The sequence below is a fragment of the Phenylobacterium sp. FG114 genome, assembly GCF_057809855.1.
Genome location: NZ_JBMDKU010000022.1, coordinates 1 through 15,610 on the forward strand (window position 1 = coordinate 1; position 15,610 = coordinate 15,610).

Below are 15,610 nucleotides of genomic sequence, written 5' to 3' on the forward strand. Positions count from 1 at the left end.
GGGTGACGATGATCTGCAGCGCCAGCACCGCGAAGGCGAGCATGATGCCGATCATGGCGAGCCCGAGGATGAGGGCGTCGGTGAGGGCGCCGGCGACGTCGAGCGGGTTGTTGATCGGCGCCGGGGTCTCGCCCAGCGCCTTCACGATCTCCCAGCCCTGCTGGAGGATGGCGCCCGGATTCAGGAAGTCGGCGCGGGAGAGGCTGCCGCCGCCGGCGGTCAGGCCAAGTTGGATGAACCCGCCCCAGATCGTCTGCGACAGCCCCTGCCAGTCGTTGATGATGTACGCGAAGGCGCCGATCAGCAGCACCTTGCCGAAGCCCGAGGCCAGCACTTCGCGGTTCGACGACAGCGCCCACTGGATGCCGGTCAGCGCCACCACGAGGGCGATCATCAAGCCGAAGACGCCGTTCACGGCTCCGCCCAAGGCGTCGAAGCCGGCCGAGATCGTGTTCGAGAACACGGTCATCAGGTCATTTGCTGTGTCGGTGGTGACGGCCATCGTCGAGCTCGTGAGCTAGTTGCGGGCGTGTGGCAGCGGATCGAAGTCGGGGTTCGCGGGCGCGCTCCCCTGCCTCCCCCAGAACTGACGCCGGGCCTCCGCCCCCGCCTGGCGTTCAGCGGTCCGTCGCGCGCTCTCGGCCGCCAGCAGCCGGGACTGCGCGAGCAGCAGCGTGCGCATCGATCCCAAGTCCTCGGCGAGGACGGCCAACACCTGGGTCGAGGACTGGATCGCGGCGGTCTGGCCGTCGGCCGACTGGCTGGCGCCGAGCGCGCCTTGCAGCCGCCCGGTCCGGCCCCGGCTCAGCCGCTCCAGCTCCGCGGCAGTTCGGGCCAGGTCCTGCGCGGTCTCCCGGGCCTGGGTGTTGCGCCCCCGCGCCTGCTCCAGCGCCGTGCGGGGATCCAGGCCGTCGACTGTCGCGGGGTACAGCCGCTCGAAGTCGCGCTGCAGGCCCTGGACGTCGGTCGCGATGCCACGGACGGAGCGGGCGAGCTCGCCGATGTCGCGCAGGGTGTCGGACGTCTCGGTCAGATGGCTGTAGGGCGACTTCGCCAGTCCCCGGGCCTGGTTCGCCAGGCCGCGGGCCTCGTTGGCGAGGCTTTCCAGCTGGCGGGCCGCCTGCAGGGCGTTCTCCAGGTGGTTTTTCGGGTCGAACACCACCTGCTGCGCCTGGGCGGGCTTGGGCTCCGAGCAGGCGGCCAGCGCCAGCGCCAAGGGCGCGACGGCCGCCGCCCAGCTACTCCGCCGCGAGCGGCAGCTCGTCGAGCGCGTCGAAGAGCGTGTCCACATGGGAAAACCCCTTGGCTGCGAGGAAGGCGCGCACGAACCCCTCGGGGCCGGTGCGGGCGAGGATCTGGTCGATGAGGGCGTGATCCTCAGGCGCGGAGGCGCCGCAGAGGGCCAAGGCCACGCCGTTGAGCTTGAGATCGAACAGCCGGCGGCCCTGGGGCTGGCGCCAGTAGTAGGCGCGCTTGGGCGTCGCGAACGCGATGAGCTCCAGCTGCCGGCGATTGAGGCCGAAGCCCTGGTAGAGCGGCGCCGAGGCCGGCTCCAGCGCGCGCGGGTTCGGCAGGAAGACCTGGGTCGGGCAGGACTCGATCAGGCTGGCGGCGATCGACGAGGCGGCCACGTCTTCCAACGACTGCGTCGCGAACACCACGGCAACGCGTCGCTTGCGCAGCGTCTTCAGCCACTCGCGAATCTTCGCCGCGAAGGTGGTGTCGTCCAGGAAGAGCCAGGCCTCGTCGAGGACGAGCAGGGTGGGCCGGCCATCGAACCCGCGCTCGAGGTCGTGGAAGAGCGCCGCCAGCACCGGCGCCAGCGCCGAGCGCGTCGCCATCAGCGTCTCGAGTTCGAAGGTGTCGAAGCGGGTCTCGCGCAGGGTCGCGCCGGCGCCGTCGAGCAGGCTCCCGTGCGGACCCTTCAGCGTAAGAGGCTCGAGCGCCGCGGCGACCGCGCGATCCTGCACCAGCGCGCAGAACACGGTCATCGACCGCTGCTCGACCGGCGCGTCGGCCAGCGTCGCCAGCGCGCTCCAGATCTCCTCACGCAGCTGCGGGCGGACCTCGACGCCCGCCTTGGCGACGGCGTCCTCGATCCATTCCGCCGCCCAGGCGCGCTCCGCCGGTTCGTCCACCCGCGCGAGCGGCTGCAGGGCGATGTCGGCGCCGGGCTCCAGGGCCCGCCAGGCCCCGCCCGCGGCCAAGGTGGCGGCGCGGGCGCTGCGGCCCTTGTCGAGGAAGACCACCCGCGCCCCCGGATAGCGAAACCACTGCAGGGCCAGGAACGAGAGGAAGGCGCTCTTCCCCGCGCCGGTCGGCCCCACCACCATGGCGTGGCCGACGTCGCCGACGTGCAGCACCAGCCGGAAGGGCGTCGACCCCGTGGTCCGCGCCACCGCAAGCGGCGGCCCCGCCAGGCAGGCGTCGCCGGCCGGACCCGCCCAGACCGCGGAGACCGGCAGGAGGTCGGCGAGGTTGAGGGTACTGACCAGTGGCCGGCGGACGTCGGCGTAGGGCTCGCCCGGCAGGCCGCCCAGCCACGCCTCGACCGCGTTCAGATCCTCGGTGCGGGCGACCAGGCCCTGGGCGTTCAGCGCCATCTCGACGGCGCGCGCCTTGTCCGTGGCGCGCGCCGCGTCCGGATCGAGGATCGTCACGGTGAGGGTCAGGTAGCCGAAGGCGCAGGCTTCCGACCCCAGTGCGGCCAGCGCGCCGTCGCACTCCTCGGTCTTGCCGGCGGCGTCGGTGTCGAGAAGCGGAACCTCCTCCTTGGTGATGGCCTCGCGCAGCAGGACGCCCACGCCCTTGCGCTTGGCGAACCAGCGCTTGCGCAGGCGGGTGATCTCCCGCTCCCCATCGGCCTTGTCGAGGGCGATCCAGCGCGCCGTCCAGCGGTACTCGAACGGCAGGGACGAGAGCGCATCGAGCAGCCCCGGCCGCGTCGCCGCCGGCAGGCTCCGAGCCGAGACGACCTTCAGCCAGTGGCCGCCGAGCCTGGGGCTGACGCCTCCGGTCAGCGGCTCGTCCGCCAGGGTCGCATCGAGAAACGCCGGCGCGCCCTGCGGATCCACCCGGTGGCTGCGGGTCGAGACGCAGGCGTGCAGCCAGGTAAGCAGGTCGGCGTCGCCGAGCCGCTCGGCCTGGGGCAGGGTGTCGGCGACCAGGTCGAGGATGGCGTCGGCCTCGCGCTGGAAGGCCTCCAGGGCCGCACGCCAGTCCCGTCCGTTGCGCGCGAGTCCGTCGAACATCACCCGCTCGAGCCTGCGGGTCTCGTCGGCCGGCGGCAGCCAGGTGAGGCTCAGGCGGAAATCCGTCTCGAACGCCGGGTCGGCGGTTTCGAACACCGCCCGCCGCTCGGCGTCGAGCAACCAGGCGGCGGTGACTGTCGGCTCATCGTGGGGATAGGGATCGGCCGGACGCCGGCGCGCCTCGACGTGCAGGCACCAGCCGGTGCCCAATCGCTTCAGGGCGTTGTTGAGGCGGGCGCGGACGGCCATCAGTTCGTCCTCCGTCGAGGACTCCAGGTCGGGGCCGCGAAAGCGCATGGCCGTCAGGAAGGAGCCGTCCTTGTTCAGGACGACGCCGGGGGCGACGAGCGCCGCCCAGGGCAGGTGGTCTGCGAGGCTGGCCGGGCGCCGGCGGGCTTCGTCGAGGAACCGCATGGCCGCCTCACGCGTCCAGGTGGCCGGCGCGGCCGAGGTGCCGGCGCAGGACGTCGAAGAAGCGCTTGTCGGCGCGGGCGACGTAGAGGCCGAGGCCATGGGCGAACGCCCACCACAGGATCCCGAGCCACCAGATGCGCAGCGCCAGGCCCAGCACCAGGGCCACCGTGCCCATCAGGATCGCGTAGTCCCGAGGCATGCCCGCCAACAGGACGGGTTCGGCAAGGCCCTGTGCAACGGGGAGGTCCCAGCCTTCGCGATGCACCAGCTCGCTCATCACGCCACCTCCAGCCCGCCGGCGAAACCGAAGAAGTCGAGGAAGAAGGTCGAGGCGGCGAAGGCGATCGACAGGCCGAACAGAATGCCGATCCCGCGGCGCATGCCCGAGCCGCTCTCGCTCATGGCGATCCCCGCCCCAAAGATGACGACGGCGATCACGGCGGCGACCTGGACGACCGGGCCGGTGACCGACTCGACGATCTGCTGCAACGGCCCTTCCCAGGGCATCCCCGTCCCGCCGGCCCAGGCCGGGCCGGCGATCAACAGGCCGCAAAGGGCTGTCGCGGCCCGAAGGCCACGTGGGATCAGCTTGCACATCGTTGCAATCCTCGGCGCGTCGTCGCGCTCTGGTTGCAATGCAACGTGAGATGATTCGAGTTGTCAACAGGGTTGGTGGGAAAATTATTGCACATTTTCCGCACTGTGCGAGTAAGTCGCCCACGACTTTCAGGTAACTTGCGTACGACTTGCCGAATCCGAGGGAAAACGTTGATCACTCTTCGATGATCGATTTTCCGGTGTCCGCAACTTAACTTTGTTCACCTTGAGATGAAGCTTCGCAGTTCTCAATGTGCGTGATGTTGTACCCCCGATTCGGGCCGAGAATTGGAGTTCCGCACATGAGTTTTGCGTGGGCGGTTGGCCCGGAGTCCTCAGGCCGCGCCAAGCTGCCATGGCCGATCGCGGGCAGCGGACCGGGCGCCGATGTCCTGCGGGACGCGCGGGTCCTCGTGGTCGAGGATGAATTCATGATCGCCGCCCTGCTGCAGGATCGGCTTCAAGACCTTGGCTGCAGCGTCGTCGGGCCGGCGCATGAGATCGAGGAGGCCCTGGAACTGCTGGCGAGCAAGCCGGTGGACGCCGCCGTCCTCGACGTGAACATCTCAGGTCGCATGGTTTTCCCGGTTGCCGATGCCCTGGCCGAGCGGGATATCCCGTTCATCTTCGCGACGGCCTATGAGGCGACGAGCCTGGTGTCACGGCATGCCGAACGCTCGGTCCTCGCCAAGCCCTATAATGAGCGCGCCCTGGAACACGCCCTGCGCGCCGTCCTCCTCGGCCGGCGCCGCAGCTGACACGTCGCGACGCGCGGTCACGAACCCAAGGCAGGGAAGAAGGTCAGGCTTCCGGCCTCACGGATCGACACGCGTGAAGCGCACGCGTTCGTCGCCCTCCAGCAGGTCCGCGCGGTACCGGCAGCGAAGCCATGACCCGCATTGGACACGCGAGGGCTCCTGGGTCTCTTCGTTGGCCCACCACGCCGCGTGGTGCGCGCGCTTCGGCAACAGCGCCCCCAGCACCCGCTCGATATCTCGAAACGTCATCTCATAGGTGGCCGCCTTCTGGCGGCGCAGATGACCTTCCAGCGCGTCGTACTTCCCCAACTCTACCTCTCGATCTCACGCCCCCGCTCGGGCGAGGGCGGCCTATCAACCCTTGTGCCGATAGGGCGTCCAGGGGATACGGACCGTCGGCCGTTTGGCCGCACCCCTGACTCCAGAGTCGCGATGAACGGCAGTCGTCAGCAAGCCCTTCAAGATGCGCGCAAGCTCGTCCGCACCTTCGGCTCTGCGCCGGACGCGCGCGGACGCGCCGTGGCGGTGCTGTCGGAGTTGAAGCGCGCCGAGGGCTGGTCCGACGCACAGCGCCGCGAGATCGCGGCTGTGGCGGACTGGGTGCAGCGTGGCCCTTCGGTCACGGCGCTGGAGCCGAAGCTCCGCGCCCTCATTGCGGCGCTGAGCTGACCGGATGGCGGGTTGACGGCTCAGCCCGCCGACGCGTGCGCGGGCCGAAGGGCGTAGTCGCCGTGGGCGTCGAGCCCCGTCAGCGTGGTGACGGTCTCCACCTGCCGTCCGCTCGGTGTCCGGCGGATGTGCACGATGAGATCGATCGCCTGGGCGATGGCCCGTCGCGGGGGGCGGGCGACCACTTCGGCGAGCAGGTCCTCAAGCCGGGACAGGGTCTCCTCGGCGGAGTTGGCGTGCAGGGTGCAGAGCCCGCCGGGATGGCCCGTGTTCCAGGCCTTGAGGGTCTCCAGCGCCGCGGCCCCGTCGCGCATCTCACCCACCACGATCCGGTCCGGCCGCATCCGCAGCGCGTCGCGGACCAGGTCCACGACGCCGATGGGCTTCGGCTGCCGGCGCGTGAGGACGGGCACCAGGTCCCAGGCGGAGCACTGCAGTTCCGGCGTGTCCTCGATCAGGAAGATCCGGTCCCCGACGAGGGCCGGCTCCGCCAGGATGGCGTTGGCGAGCGTGGTCTTGCCGGATCCGGCCCCGCCCGAGATCAGGATGTTGCGGCGCCCCGCCACAGCGGCCCGGATCGCCGCCGCCTGGCCCGCGTCGAGCACCCGTTGCGCGACATAGTCGTCCAGCGTCCAGACCACCGACGGGCGCTTGCGGATCGAGAAGGCGGGCCGCGCGCAGACCGGCGGCAGGAAGCCCTGGAAGCGTTCGCCGGACGGCAACACGCCGGAGAGCCTCGGATCCTCCCGGGTGATGGGCTCGTCCATGTAGTCGGCCACCAGGCGGATGACCCGCTCGCGGGCCGGGTCCGACAGCCGCGCGCCGGCCTCCGCGCGCCCTTCGCCCAGCCGGTCGACGACGATGCGCCCGTCCGGATTGGCCAGCACCTCCACGACCGCAGGGTCGGCAAGCGCGCCCAGCACCACCTCGCCCAAGGCGTGGTCCAGGGCGTCGCGCTTGCGCGAGAGGGCCAGGGCCGCGCTGCTCATTCGGCGGCAGTCGAGAAGGACCGCAGTTCGGGAGCCGTCCTGTCGTCGGCGCGCGACGTGCCGCCCGCGACGATCCGGGCGGCCGCCGCGTCGAGCAGGCGCTCGATGCGCGCCTCGACCGCGGCGCGCAGCAGCGGGTCCTGGTCGGCGGCGGTGTCCGGCAGGCGCGCGAAGAAGGCCCGCGCGAATTCCACGAGCAGTTCCTGGACGATCGTCATGTCGCGCGCCGTGGCGCGCATGTGGTCGCGCAGCGCCCGGTCCAGCGAGGCCACGCGGTCCTCCGGATCTGCCGCCGGCCGGCGCTGCAGGCCGCGGGCGATCGCCTGTTCGGCGGCGCGGCTGAGGGTCATTCGGTTGGCGCGGGCCTCGCGCCGCAAGGCGAGCTCCGTCTTCGGGTTCTCGAAGTAGACCTGCACGCGAGGAGTGGGCTTCTCGTCAGCTCTGGCCACGGTGTCCTCCCTGCAGGTGATCCAGCACGGCGTCCTGGGCCGCCAGGTCCTCGGCCGCCCGCTGGTAGATTTCCGCGACCCGGGCCGCCGCCTTCTTGTCGTCCATGGCGGCGACCGCCTCCTTGAAGCGCGGCAGGACCGCCGCGGCGTCCTCGCCGAACGCCCGGCGCCCGGCCCAGGGGTGCGCCGGCCGACCGGGGCTGTCGGTTCCGCCCTGGGGCGGCGCGACCGCGGCGCGGCGGCGGAACGGCTCGCGTTCGTCGTATCGAACCTTGCGGGTGCGCAGCGGCTTTTGGCCCGCCACGAAGACGAGCTGGTCGTCGTCCGGCAACGCGCGGATTTCACCGGGCTCCAGGAGCGGCCGCTCCACCTCCGAGCGGGAGACCGAGCTCCGCCCCGCGCCCAGGCCTGCCGGGCCGCTGCGGCTGGTGCGGGTCTCGGCGATCGTCCCTGTGAGCCGGGACACCTTGTCCTGGGTGATAGGGTCCAGCGCCGCGAACGCGGTGTAGACGAAGCAGTTGTCGAGGATGGTGTTGTTGGGTCCGTAGGTCTCGACGATATCGTTGAGGCTCTGGGCGACGAACAGGGTCTTGAGCCCGTAGCCGCTCATCAGCCTGAGGCTCTTCTCGAAGAACTCGACCCGGCCGAGCAGCGGGAACTCGTCCATCGCCATCAGCAGCTTGTGGCGCTTGGCGCGCCCCGCCGCGTCCATCCGCTCATGCGCAGTGAGCGATTGCGCGGCGGCATAGAACAGCAGCCGCACCAGCGGCTTCAGCGCCGCGGCGTCGGCCGGGGCGACCTGGACATAGAGGCTGACCGGCGCCTCGGCGCACATCAGGTCGCCGACCTGGAAGTCCGACGCCGAAAGGGCGCGCTCCACGTCCTCGCCCGCGAGCCACTTGAGGTAGGATCGCGCCGTCCCCTGCACCGAGGTGCGGAAGCGATCGTGCATAGCGGCGTAGCCCTTCACCGCGGTGCGAACGAAAGGGTGCGTCTGCGGCGCGCCGTCGGCGTCGCGGACGTGCTGGGTGCGCAGCATGGCTTCCGCCGCCTCGTCGAGGTCCGCGAGCAGCTCGCGCACCTTGAGCAGGGTCTTGGCCTCGTCCTCGGCGGTGTAGAGCACGTGGAGGATCACGGCTTCCAGGATCTCCGACGCCGACTTGTCCCAGATCGCCTCCTCATCCCGGACGCCCCCGGGGTCCGAGAGGATGGACACCAGGCGTTGCACCTGGGCGAGCTCGCCCGGGCCCGGCCGGATCTCGGCCAGGGGATTCCAGCGTGCGGAGCCGAGGTCACGAGGGTTGAAGCGCAGCGCGTGGGAGAAGCCAGCGCGCCAGCCCGCAGTGACCGCCCAGAGTTCGCCCTTGGGATCGTGGATCATCGCGCTCTCGGTCCAGCTCAGCAGGCTGGGGACGACATGCCCCCTGCCCTTACCGCTTCGCGTCCCGCCGGTGACGAGGCTCGGCCGCAGGTCCGCAGTGATCAGCAGGCGACCGCCCATCTCGCCGACGACGCACCCGGCCTTGCCGAAAAGACCCGCGCGGCGCGCATCCTCGCGCCCGCCCCAACCTCGCGTCCGGCGGGGCGCCCCGCCCTGCCCTTCGAACAGGATGGCGCCGCCCAGGCCGCCCGCCACGGCGAGGAGGATGAGCGAGGTCGCCGAGGCAAAGACGCGCGGGGCCTCGGTTCCGAATTCCTTCCTCCAGGCGAGGATGCGCCAGGGCGCGTAGATCGTGAGATCGGAGGACGCCTGCAGGCCGCCGCCCAGCGCCGGCGACCACGCGAAGGTCCACCCCACGAACTGGGTCGCGGCCTGTAAGCCCAGCAGCAGCCCGCCCGCCGCCGACACGATGCGAAGACCGGCGCCCAACGCCGTCAGCCCTGTACGTTACTCATGCCTCAAGGAAGGCGCTCCGCAGTCCGAATGTTCCCCGGCTCCCTGTTCAAATTAAGTATTTGTTTTATATCGGAAGTTTTTCGATTTAGCGTCGGAAGAATTCCTGCCGAATACCACATCTGGCTGCGACTCGGAGGGCGTCTGGTCGCGTGATCCGCAGGCCTTCGACGCAACACCGAAAGCATCCTCGGCAGGAATTCCGCCGAGGCCTGGCGGCTTATTCAGCACATACCGCGCGATGGCGTGTCCCCGCTTGATCGCGCGCCCGAGGCCCCCTAACTCCACAATAAGTCGCGTTCGTAACAGGACGATTGCTATGGTTGCGAATAAGAACGCAGACCCCTTCGGCCTCGCAAAGCTTGCCCCGGAGATTCTGATCCCGCTCCGCAAGATGCGGAACGTCCCGCCGCCAGAGATGGCCAAGCGGATGGGCATCTCGTCTCGCGCCTACAACGACTTCGAGAACGGCCGAACCAAACTCCTGGTCGAACGGGTGATGCTGTTCGCCGAGATCCTGCGGTTGGACCACGTCGCCATCCTCTCGGCCTTCCATTATCGCAAACCGCGCATCGCCCATGTCTTCGCCCAGAACAAGTTCATGCTGGTTCAGACCAGCGCCGTCGACGAGCTGGACGAGGCGACACAGGATGCGATCGCGGCGGTCGACCCGCTTACGACCTTGGACGCCCACCTGCAGTTCTACGCCCAGCTCGCTGAGCATGGGCGAGCGCAGATGCGGGCCGCGGACGGCAGGCGGCCGTGACGGGTTTTGACTCTTAGGCGAAGTTCGGAACGTCTGCTGGCCGGCACTATGCTCAGCGCCGGCGACCAAGGCGCCGGTCTGACTCGTTGCCGACTTTGGGAGGTCCGCCCTACCGGCACGTCGTGCTCAGGTCGGCCTACATGAAGAGCCGATAGGGATAGACGTTCCGCGGCAAGTCCGGGACATTCGCGATCGTTCGCGCCAGCCTTTGGGAGTAGCGGATGCTCACAGGCACGGGGTCGTATAGCGCGTCGTTGTTCCAATCCATCTTGGTCAGGGCGAGCGCCTCCTGAGCCGTGAGCTCAAGGGGGCCGCTTCCTGTATGCCGGATGAGCTGGAGAGGCCTCGGGATGCTCTTTTTACCTTGGTAGTAGTCGCCACTCGTGGAGACCTCAGGCGCATTGCCCGCCACCCACACCAGCGCCGAATTGCCGGATCGCACGACCATCGTCCCCCGTGGCACCGGGTAGTTGGATGGTCGGGTGGGCGGCTTGGTCTGGCCTGACTTGATCAGCCAGACGCCGCGCCAGCAGGAGGCCGAGCTGACCTCGACGCACTCAATTTCTCGGACGCCCGCCAGGGCGTCGAACGCGCCCTCGATCTCGCTATCCTTGAAGGCCGTGGTCTTGTGGATGACCATCCGCTTGGGCAGGTTCCCGCCATTGCGGCCCTGGTAGAGCGCGAGGCTCCGTGCCAGCACGGCGCGCATGTCGTCACGGCTCAGGAAGGGGTTTCGTTGGGCTTCCGCGAGGTCGGTGACAGGGTCTCGGGCTTCGAAGGCGACGAACTGCATGCCGCCGCCGTCCATGTCGAAGACCTGCGAGCAGCAAGTCACATAGTGCGCGTCTCGCTGGTCGCCCCGCAACGCGTAGGCCAGCCCGATATAGGCGGTGTCGGCCGGGACGCCTTTCAACGGCGCCAGCTTCCACGGCGTGCCGCCGGCCTTCACATAAAGCGCGGTCGCCAGCCGCCAAGCCAATGAAGCCTTATGGCTGAATGTGAACGCCCGATCGTTGAGGACCTGGGTAGGGATGTTGTGTCTCGCGCCGAGGGCCTTGAGCGCGTCGTGCGCGTCGAAGAACTGGCTTCGCGTCGCCGCGCTCCAGCTGTCGGGGAAATGGACCAGCACGACGTCAAAGGCGTCGCGAGTTGCGTCGAGACGGCGAAGTGCGGCTTCCATCGCGAGAAACAGCCGTGCCGGCGGGTCGCCGTCGCCAGGAAGGTCTTTCAGATGCTCGGGCCATTTGACGTGCGCCTCAGGCGGGGCGGATTCGAGCCCGATATGGAACAGCGCCTCGAAACCCGGATACCCCGGCACGTATTCGGACCGGTCCGACGGGCGGTGCGGATTGCGCAGCGACAGCATCAGCTCGCCGCGGCGCTTGAAAGCGCTCGCCGGGCCCACCGTGGCAATCCGTACCCGCGGCGTATATCCGCCCAACGAGCCTTTCGAATAGGGTCCGTAGTTGACCAGCCCTCTCAGCGGATGGACATCCACATGGGTGGCGTTGGAGGGCGAAAACGCCAGGAAGGGCTCGTCCAGCAAGGTGAATGGCGGAAGCTTCGCCACCGAGGCAGGCGCGCTCATCACTTGGTCCTGTCGAAATAGACGTGGTGATGGCCCGGCCGGCTCCAGCCGGTAACCGGCGAAACCTCGAAGACCGCGTCGATCCCCGAGCCGTCCTCCAACCCGAAAGCCTCCCGTTTGCCACTCCCGCTGCTGGTCAGAAGTTGGGCCCAAGCACTAATGATGTCCGCCCAACTCCGGTTGTAGCGCTGCGCCCAGCGCTCTCGCCGCCAGTCGCCGACCGGATCGCCCCCACGGTCGACGCGTGCGTTCATCGGAGCCGGAGCGGCGGCGTCGACCTCTCCCGGGCCGCCTTCATCGGAAAAGTCCGGTCTCGGGATGGACACGAAGGTGTAGGGCTCGAACCCACACCACCAGCGCCCGTCGACTTGGTCCAGCTTCAGGGAAACGCCTTCCTGGAACGGAAATCCGAGTTTGGGGACGGTTCCGGTCAACGCGCCTCCATAGGCCTCCCGTAGCCTCGCCAGCGCCTGCGCGTTCCGCCGAGCCCGTTCTGCATCTTCTCCCTCGCGCGGCGCGGCGACGACGATGGAATGCCCCCCACGCCTATATTTCGGAATGAGCGGACGACGGCTCGCGAGGCTCCTGACGAGCGCGTCGTAAATCAGTCCCAGCGCCCAGCTGTCGGCGGTGGGGTCAAGGTTGACCTCTCCCGCAAGCCTCACGCCAAGCGGCGCAAGCGCATCCAGAATATCCTGGTCCCTGCCGAAGACGGCAAGCTCCCGCCCGTTCGCTGCCGCGGTCGCCCTGCACTTACTCACCTTCAACAGCTCTCTTACGGCGGCAGACGTGGCCGGTTCTCGGAGCGTCATTCGCCTCGCGCGGCGGGGTACAGCTTCGACGAGCAGCGCGGAATAGCGCAGGACGGGGAACGGCCGGGCTTCGGCGGTCGGCAACTGTACGGGCGTCAGGCGCGGCGCTGGGCGGCCCCGCATCACCCAATCGAACAGCGCCGTGGGTAGGTCGGTCGTCTTGAGAATTTCAGCGGCCAGTTCGTCGAAGGTCGCGCACTCGACGATCTGTGCATCGACGCCGGCGTTCCGCGCGCGGTTCAGGAAGTCCGTAACCGCCGGCAGCAATCGAGACGCCGAACCCGTCACCCAGTACAGCCCGTTCGGAAACGGCGACGGGCTATCGAGGGCGGAATTCAACGCCTCCATGACCGAAGTGTCCCGACCGCTGTAGCCTACAAATACCATTCCGTAGCGCTTGCCGGCTTCCACCAGCACATGCCGCATCCGGGCGTCCTGCTGCTCCAGCTCCGATCCGGTATTCTTGATAGTGATCGACTGGTAGTCGCCGTGAAGCTTGGCCACCAGCGGCCAATCCGACTCGCTCAGGCACCGCATCGCGCGGTCGGCAGAGTCGATGGCCGCGACCGTTGGGCGGGCTTGATCGCCCGGGGGCAATAGCGCGTTGGCTGAGACGGCAGAGTCCTCCGCCAGCGGATCGAAGTTCGTCGTGAAAACGCACTCGGCCTTCCGAGCCGCCACCAGGCTCCCGAGAACCTTGTGCCCGAAGCAGGGCGTCCCCTTGGAAATCGCGTCGTCGATGTACTGCCTTCGATGCCGGGGCTCTGGGTAGACCGCTTCAAAGGCGGCGGCGTACTCGGTCGGATCGCCTTCCGGCGGAAGGATTGACGTGCGCTGGAAGAAGGCGTCAATCCTTTCGATCCAGACAGGATCGCCGATATCGATCTCGCGCTTTGACAGCTTTGTCTCGCGGCAGAAAATCTGAGCCTTGAAGTCCCGGATCATCGCGTAGCCCGTCGGAATCCCCGACGCCGCCGACGCGCCTGCGCCGAGGAACCACGCGATCAGATTAGGCCTCAGAGCGAAGACGGTCGCGAACTGCGCGGCGGACAGTGTTGGAATGGAATTGATGCGGCAATTCCTTCAGCGTGCTCAAGGAGCAAGCATAGTTCAGGTCGACTCAGCAACTGTAAACCCAGTTTGCCATGCGGCATCTTGCAACTTTTCGGCGCACGGCCTCGCCGGTTTGGCGCATGCGCGAGGACGCTCGCGCTTCTTCCACCGGGGTGGCCAAGAGTGTTGGCTGGTAGCTCGGTCACCGGGCTAACGCCTCCGTTCATTCGACCCTATTTCGCTGCGGCCTTCAGGGAGACCTCGAGCTCGCTCAATCTGATCGCGAGCTGGCGCCCCTCTTCCGGTCCGCCCTTGTGGACGATCCCGACTACTTCGTCTTTGACGTTCAGGATTGGCCCACCCGACATGCCTGGTGTCAGCTGCTGAGTGACTTCGAACAGTAAAAGGCCGGATCGGACTGTCAGCAGACTGACCTCGCCAGGTCGGATGTTTAGGCGCTCACCCTTTCCCCACAACGGGAACCCCACAGCCAACACAGCATCGGTGACCGCAGCCGCTTTCGCGGCGGGTTCGAGCTCGTGGAATTCGGTGGGCGGGATAGTGGCATGGTCGAGCACCGCCAGATCCCGATCCTTATCGTAGTGCTGAACCTTCACCTTATAGGTGGTCGTATGTCTCGTCGGATGGAGGACCTCGACCTCGTCCAGGCCCTTGACGCAGTGCGCCGCGGTCACCAAGCCGACGCCCGCGAGGAAGAAGGCTGTGCCGTTGTGCTTCTCGGGAACTTCGACGACCCAGACCGCGCGGTCGCGCCGCTCGGCGACAGTCGGAGTGAGCTTGATCAGCTTGGCAGGAAAACTCTTATTGTAGCGCTGAGCCAGGGAGCGAACGACGGGGTCGGTCTGGCCCTTGAGATACGTGACATAGGCGATTTTGCCCCGGAGGTGGGTAGCGAGCGCGCCCTTGCCGCCGGTAGCGTCGTGTCTTGCCTGCGCAGCGGCAAGGCCTAGCTTCTCAATGGAGTGCAGCACCGCCCGGATGTGCCGGATGTAGCGCCGGTCGACGTTGAGGCCGGCGTTGATTTTGACGCCCGTCACCATCCGCCGTGAGTTGCGCTCGGCGTAATGGGCCTTGTCAGGGTTCACCACGAACCCATTGCTCGTGATCGCTTCACGCAGCTGAGGCGCTAGCAGGTCGGGCGAGAACCGGCCGGCCGCTGGGGCGGCGGCTTCGAACAGCGGTGTCGGAGGCTGATAGCTGGAGAAGGTGATGTCGTCGGCATAGCGCGTGTAGATCGCGCGGGCGGACTTGGCGAGCAGCAAGAGGTCGGTGTCGAGGCGATAGCAAATCATGTTCGACAGGACCGGGCTGGTGGGCGCGCCCTGCGGAAGATGACCCATGTGGCAGCAGAGTCGGGCGATGATCTCCGACACGCGTGGGTCGACGCCCAACGCACGAAGGACCCCGGCGACCCGCTTCTCCGTGATCGCCGGAAAAAAGTCCCGAAGATCCAAGTTCATGACGAAGCGACGGCGACCATGAGCTTCTGCGTTGGTCTTCACAGATCGATCGGGCACGAAGCCGTGGACAGGCTGGCGCGGCCGGTAAAGCTGGTCGAGCAACGGGACGAGCTGGCGTTGGATGATCTTCAGGCGCCGGTCGGGCGCACTGATGGTCCGAACCTTGCCTGACCGCTTCGCGATGTCGAACTCGGAATACATCCGGTGGCGGAACCACCAGATTTTCTTCAGTTCCGCCGGGGTGACCTTCAGGTGGGCGAGGAGCGTTGCCTCGCTGGCGAGTTCAGGCGGGATTGGGATCGGAATTCGTTTGCCGAAGGCGCGCCGGGCGGATGGCACGAGGTCTCCCTTCCAATCCGCCAGGTTGCCGTGAACCATGTGGCGGCCACGATATGTACAGACGTTCGCTCTTAGGCCGCAGTTGCACAGCCCGTATGCGAAGGGAGACCCCGCGCGACTAGGGTTATCAGCCGCCGTTCGATTCATCCAGAGAGCCCACGCCGGGATTGCTGGCGCCCGCAACACGGCGAGGGACTGGCCGTCGCGAACGTCCGGTTCCCGATCCGATCTGAACTTCTGCTCCTGGCGCTGCTGCAACGGCCAACGGCTTCACGTCGCGCGTGGCGAATGGATTGGTGTCACGCAGCTCGCCCCCGCGCAGCCGGCCTCTTGCAACGCTTGCTCGTCACGCCCATGTTCTTGCTTTGATCTGAGGGGCGCTACCATGGCGAAGACCGAGAAGACCAGCCGAACCGCCGCATCGGCCGCCGCACGTACTCTGAGCAATCCGAAGGCATCGGCGGCCGCGAGGAGCGCCGCGGGGTCTGCCCTGACCCAGAGGGGTAGCAAAGAGGTCACCAGCGCTGCTGCGGCCTCGAAGGCCTCGGCG

At 68.0% G+C, this 15,610-nt stretch carries 15 protein-coding genes; 3 read left to right on the forward strand and 12 right to left on the reverse strand.

Going from position 1 to position 15,610, the window contains the following annotated elements:
* The 5 genes from ACODSY_RS24590 to ACODSY_RS24610 form a co-directional block, all read right to left on the reverse strand.
* On the reverse strand, positions 1-502 hold a 502-nt coding region (locus ACODSY_RS24590; RefSeq protein ID WP_488954538.1), incomplete at its 3' end, for a type IV secretion system protein.
* 15 nt (positions 503-517) lie between these two features.
* Positions 518-1,216, reverse strand: coding sequence for a TrbJ/VirB5 family protein (locus ACODSY_RS24595; RefSeq protein WP_488954539.1), 699 nt, complete (start codon positions 1,214-1,216; stop codon positions 518-520).
* Between the two features lie 22 nt (positions 1,217-1,238).
* Entirely contained in the window at positions 1,239-3,665 is a 2,427-nt protein-coding gene (gene trbE, locus ACODSY_RS24600) for a conjugal transfer protein TrbE (RefSeq protein WP_488954540.1), read from the reverse strand.
* A gap of 7 nt (positions 3,666-3,672) precedes the next feature.
* Positions 3,673-3,942, reverse strand: coding sequence for a VirB3 family type IV secretion system protein (locus ACODSY_RS24605; protein ID WP_488954541.1), 270 nt, complete (start codon positions 3,940-3,942; stop codon positions 3,673-3,675).
* Entirely contained in the window at positions 3,942-4,262 is a 321-nt protein-coding gene (locus ACODSY_RS24610; protein WP_488954542.1) for a TrbC/VirB2 family type IV secretion system protein, read from the reverse strand. Before ACODSY_RS24610 ends, ACODSY_RS24605 begins: the two co-directional genes overlap by 1 nt.
* A gap of 413 nt (positions 4,263-4,675) precedes the next feature.
* On the opposite strand from ACODSY_RS24610, the gene ACODSY_RS24615 reads away from it, so the two are divergent.
* Positions 4,676-5,020 (forward strand): response regulator, encoded by a 345-nt coding sequence (locus ACODSY_RS24615; protein WP_488954578.1) that lies wholly within the window; start codon positions 4,676-4,678, stop codon positions 5,018-5,020.
* Between the two features lie 57 nt (positions 5,021-5,077).
* On the opposite strand, the gene ACODSY_RS24620 is transcribed toward ACODSY_RS24615, so the two are convergent.
* On the reverse strand, positions 5,078-5,329 hold the full coding sequence (locus tag ACODSY_RS24620) for a DUF7662 domain-containing protein (protein ID WP_488954543.1): 252 nt from the start codon (positions 5,327-5,329) through the stop codon (positions 5,078-5,080).
* Between the two features lie 123 nt (positions 5,330-5,452).
* Here ACODSY_RS24620 and ACODSY_RS24625 point away from each other — a divergent pair, with 123 nt between their 5' ends.
* Positions 5,453-5,689, forward strand: a complete 237-nt coding sequence (locus ACODSY_RS24625; protein ID WP_488954544.1) for a hypothetical protein — start codon at positions 5,453-5,455, stop codon at positions 5,687-5,689.
* Between the two features lie 20 nt (positions 5,690-5,709).
* On the opposite strand, the gene trbB is transcribed toward ACODSY_RS24625, so the two are convergent.
* The 3 genes from trbB to ACODSY_RS24640 are packed head-to-tail and all read right to left on the reverse strand — an operon-like array spanning position 5,710 to position 8,997.
* Positions 5,710-6,678 (reverse strand): P-type conjugative transfer ATPase TrbB, encoded by a 969-nt coding sequence (gene trbB / locus ACODSY_RS24630; protein WP_488954545.1) that lies wholly within the window; start codon positions 6,676-6,678, stop codon positions 5,710-5,712.
* Positions 6,675-7,127: a hypothetical protein gene (locus tag ACODSY_RS24635; RefSeq protein WP_488954546.1), complete on the reverse strand. Its 453-nt coding sequence runs from the start codon at positions 7,125-7,127 to the stop codon at positions 6,675-6,677. The genes trbB and ACODSY_RS24635 overlap by 4 nt, the downstream gene beginning before the upstream one ends.
* Positions 7,114-8,997, reverse strand: coding sequence for a type IV secretory system conjugative DNA transfer family protein (locus ACODSY_RS24640; RefSeq protein ID WP_488954547.1), 1,884 nt, complete (start codon positions 8,995-8,997; stop codon positions 7,114-7,116). The genes ACODSY_RS24635 and ACODSY_RS24640 overlap by 14 nt, the downstream gene beginning before the upstream one ends.
* A gap of 343 nt (positions 8,998-9,340) precedes the next feature.
* On the opposite strand from ACODSY_RS24640, the gene ACODSY_RS24645 reads away from it, so the two are divergent.
* Positions 9,341-9,787, forward strand: a complete 447-nt coding sequence (locus tag ACODSY_RS24645; protein ID WP_488954548.1) for a helix-turn-helix domain-containing protein — start codon at positions 9,341-9,343, stop codon at positions 9,785-9,787.
* A gap of 136 nt (positions 9,788-9,923) precedes the next feature.
* On the opposite strand, the gene ACODSY_RS24650 is transcribed toward ACODSY_RS24645, so the two are convergent.
* The 3 genes from ACODSY_RS24650 to ACODSY_RS24660 all read right to left on the reverse strand — a co-directional run bounded on the left by ACODSY_RS24650 (position 9,924) and on the right by ACODSY_RS24660 (position 15,099).
* On the reverse strand, positions 9,924-11,375 hold the full coding sequence (locus ACODSY_RS24650) for an argonaute/piwi family protein (RefSeq protein WP_488954549.1): 1,452 nt from the start codon (positions 11,373-11,375) through the stop codon (positions 9,924-9,926).
* On the reverse strand, positions 11,375-13,132 hold the full coding sequence (locus ACODSY_RS24655) for an SIR2 family protein (protein WP_488954550.1): 1,758 nt from the start codon (positions 13,130-13,132) through the stop codon (positions 11,375-11,377). Before ACODSY_RS24655 ends, ACODSY_RS24650 begins: the two co-directional genes overlap by 1 nt.
* Before the next feature lie 341 nt (positions 13,133-13,473).
* Positions 13,474-15,099 carry a trypsin-like peptidase domain-containing protein gene (locus ACODSY_RS24660; protein WP_488954551.1) on the reverse strand — a complete coding sequence of 542 codons (1,626 nt, stop codon included), beginning with the start codon at positions 15,097-15,099 and terminating at the stop codon, positions 13,474-13,476.
* Positions 15,100-15,610 lie beyond the last annotated feature (511 nt).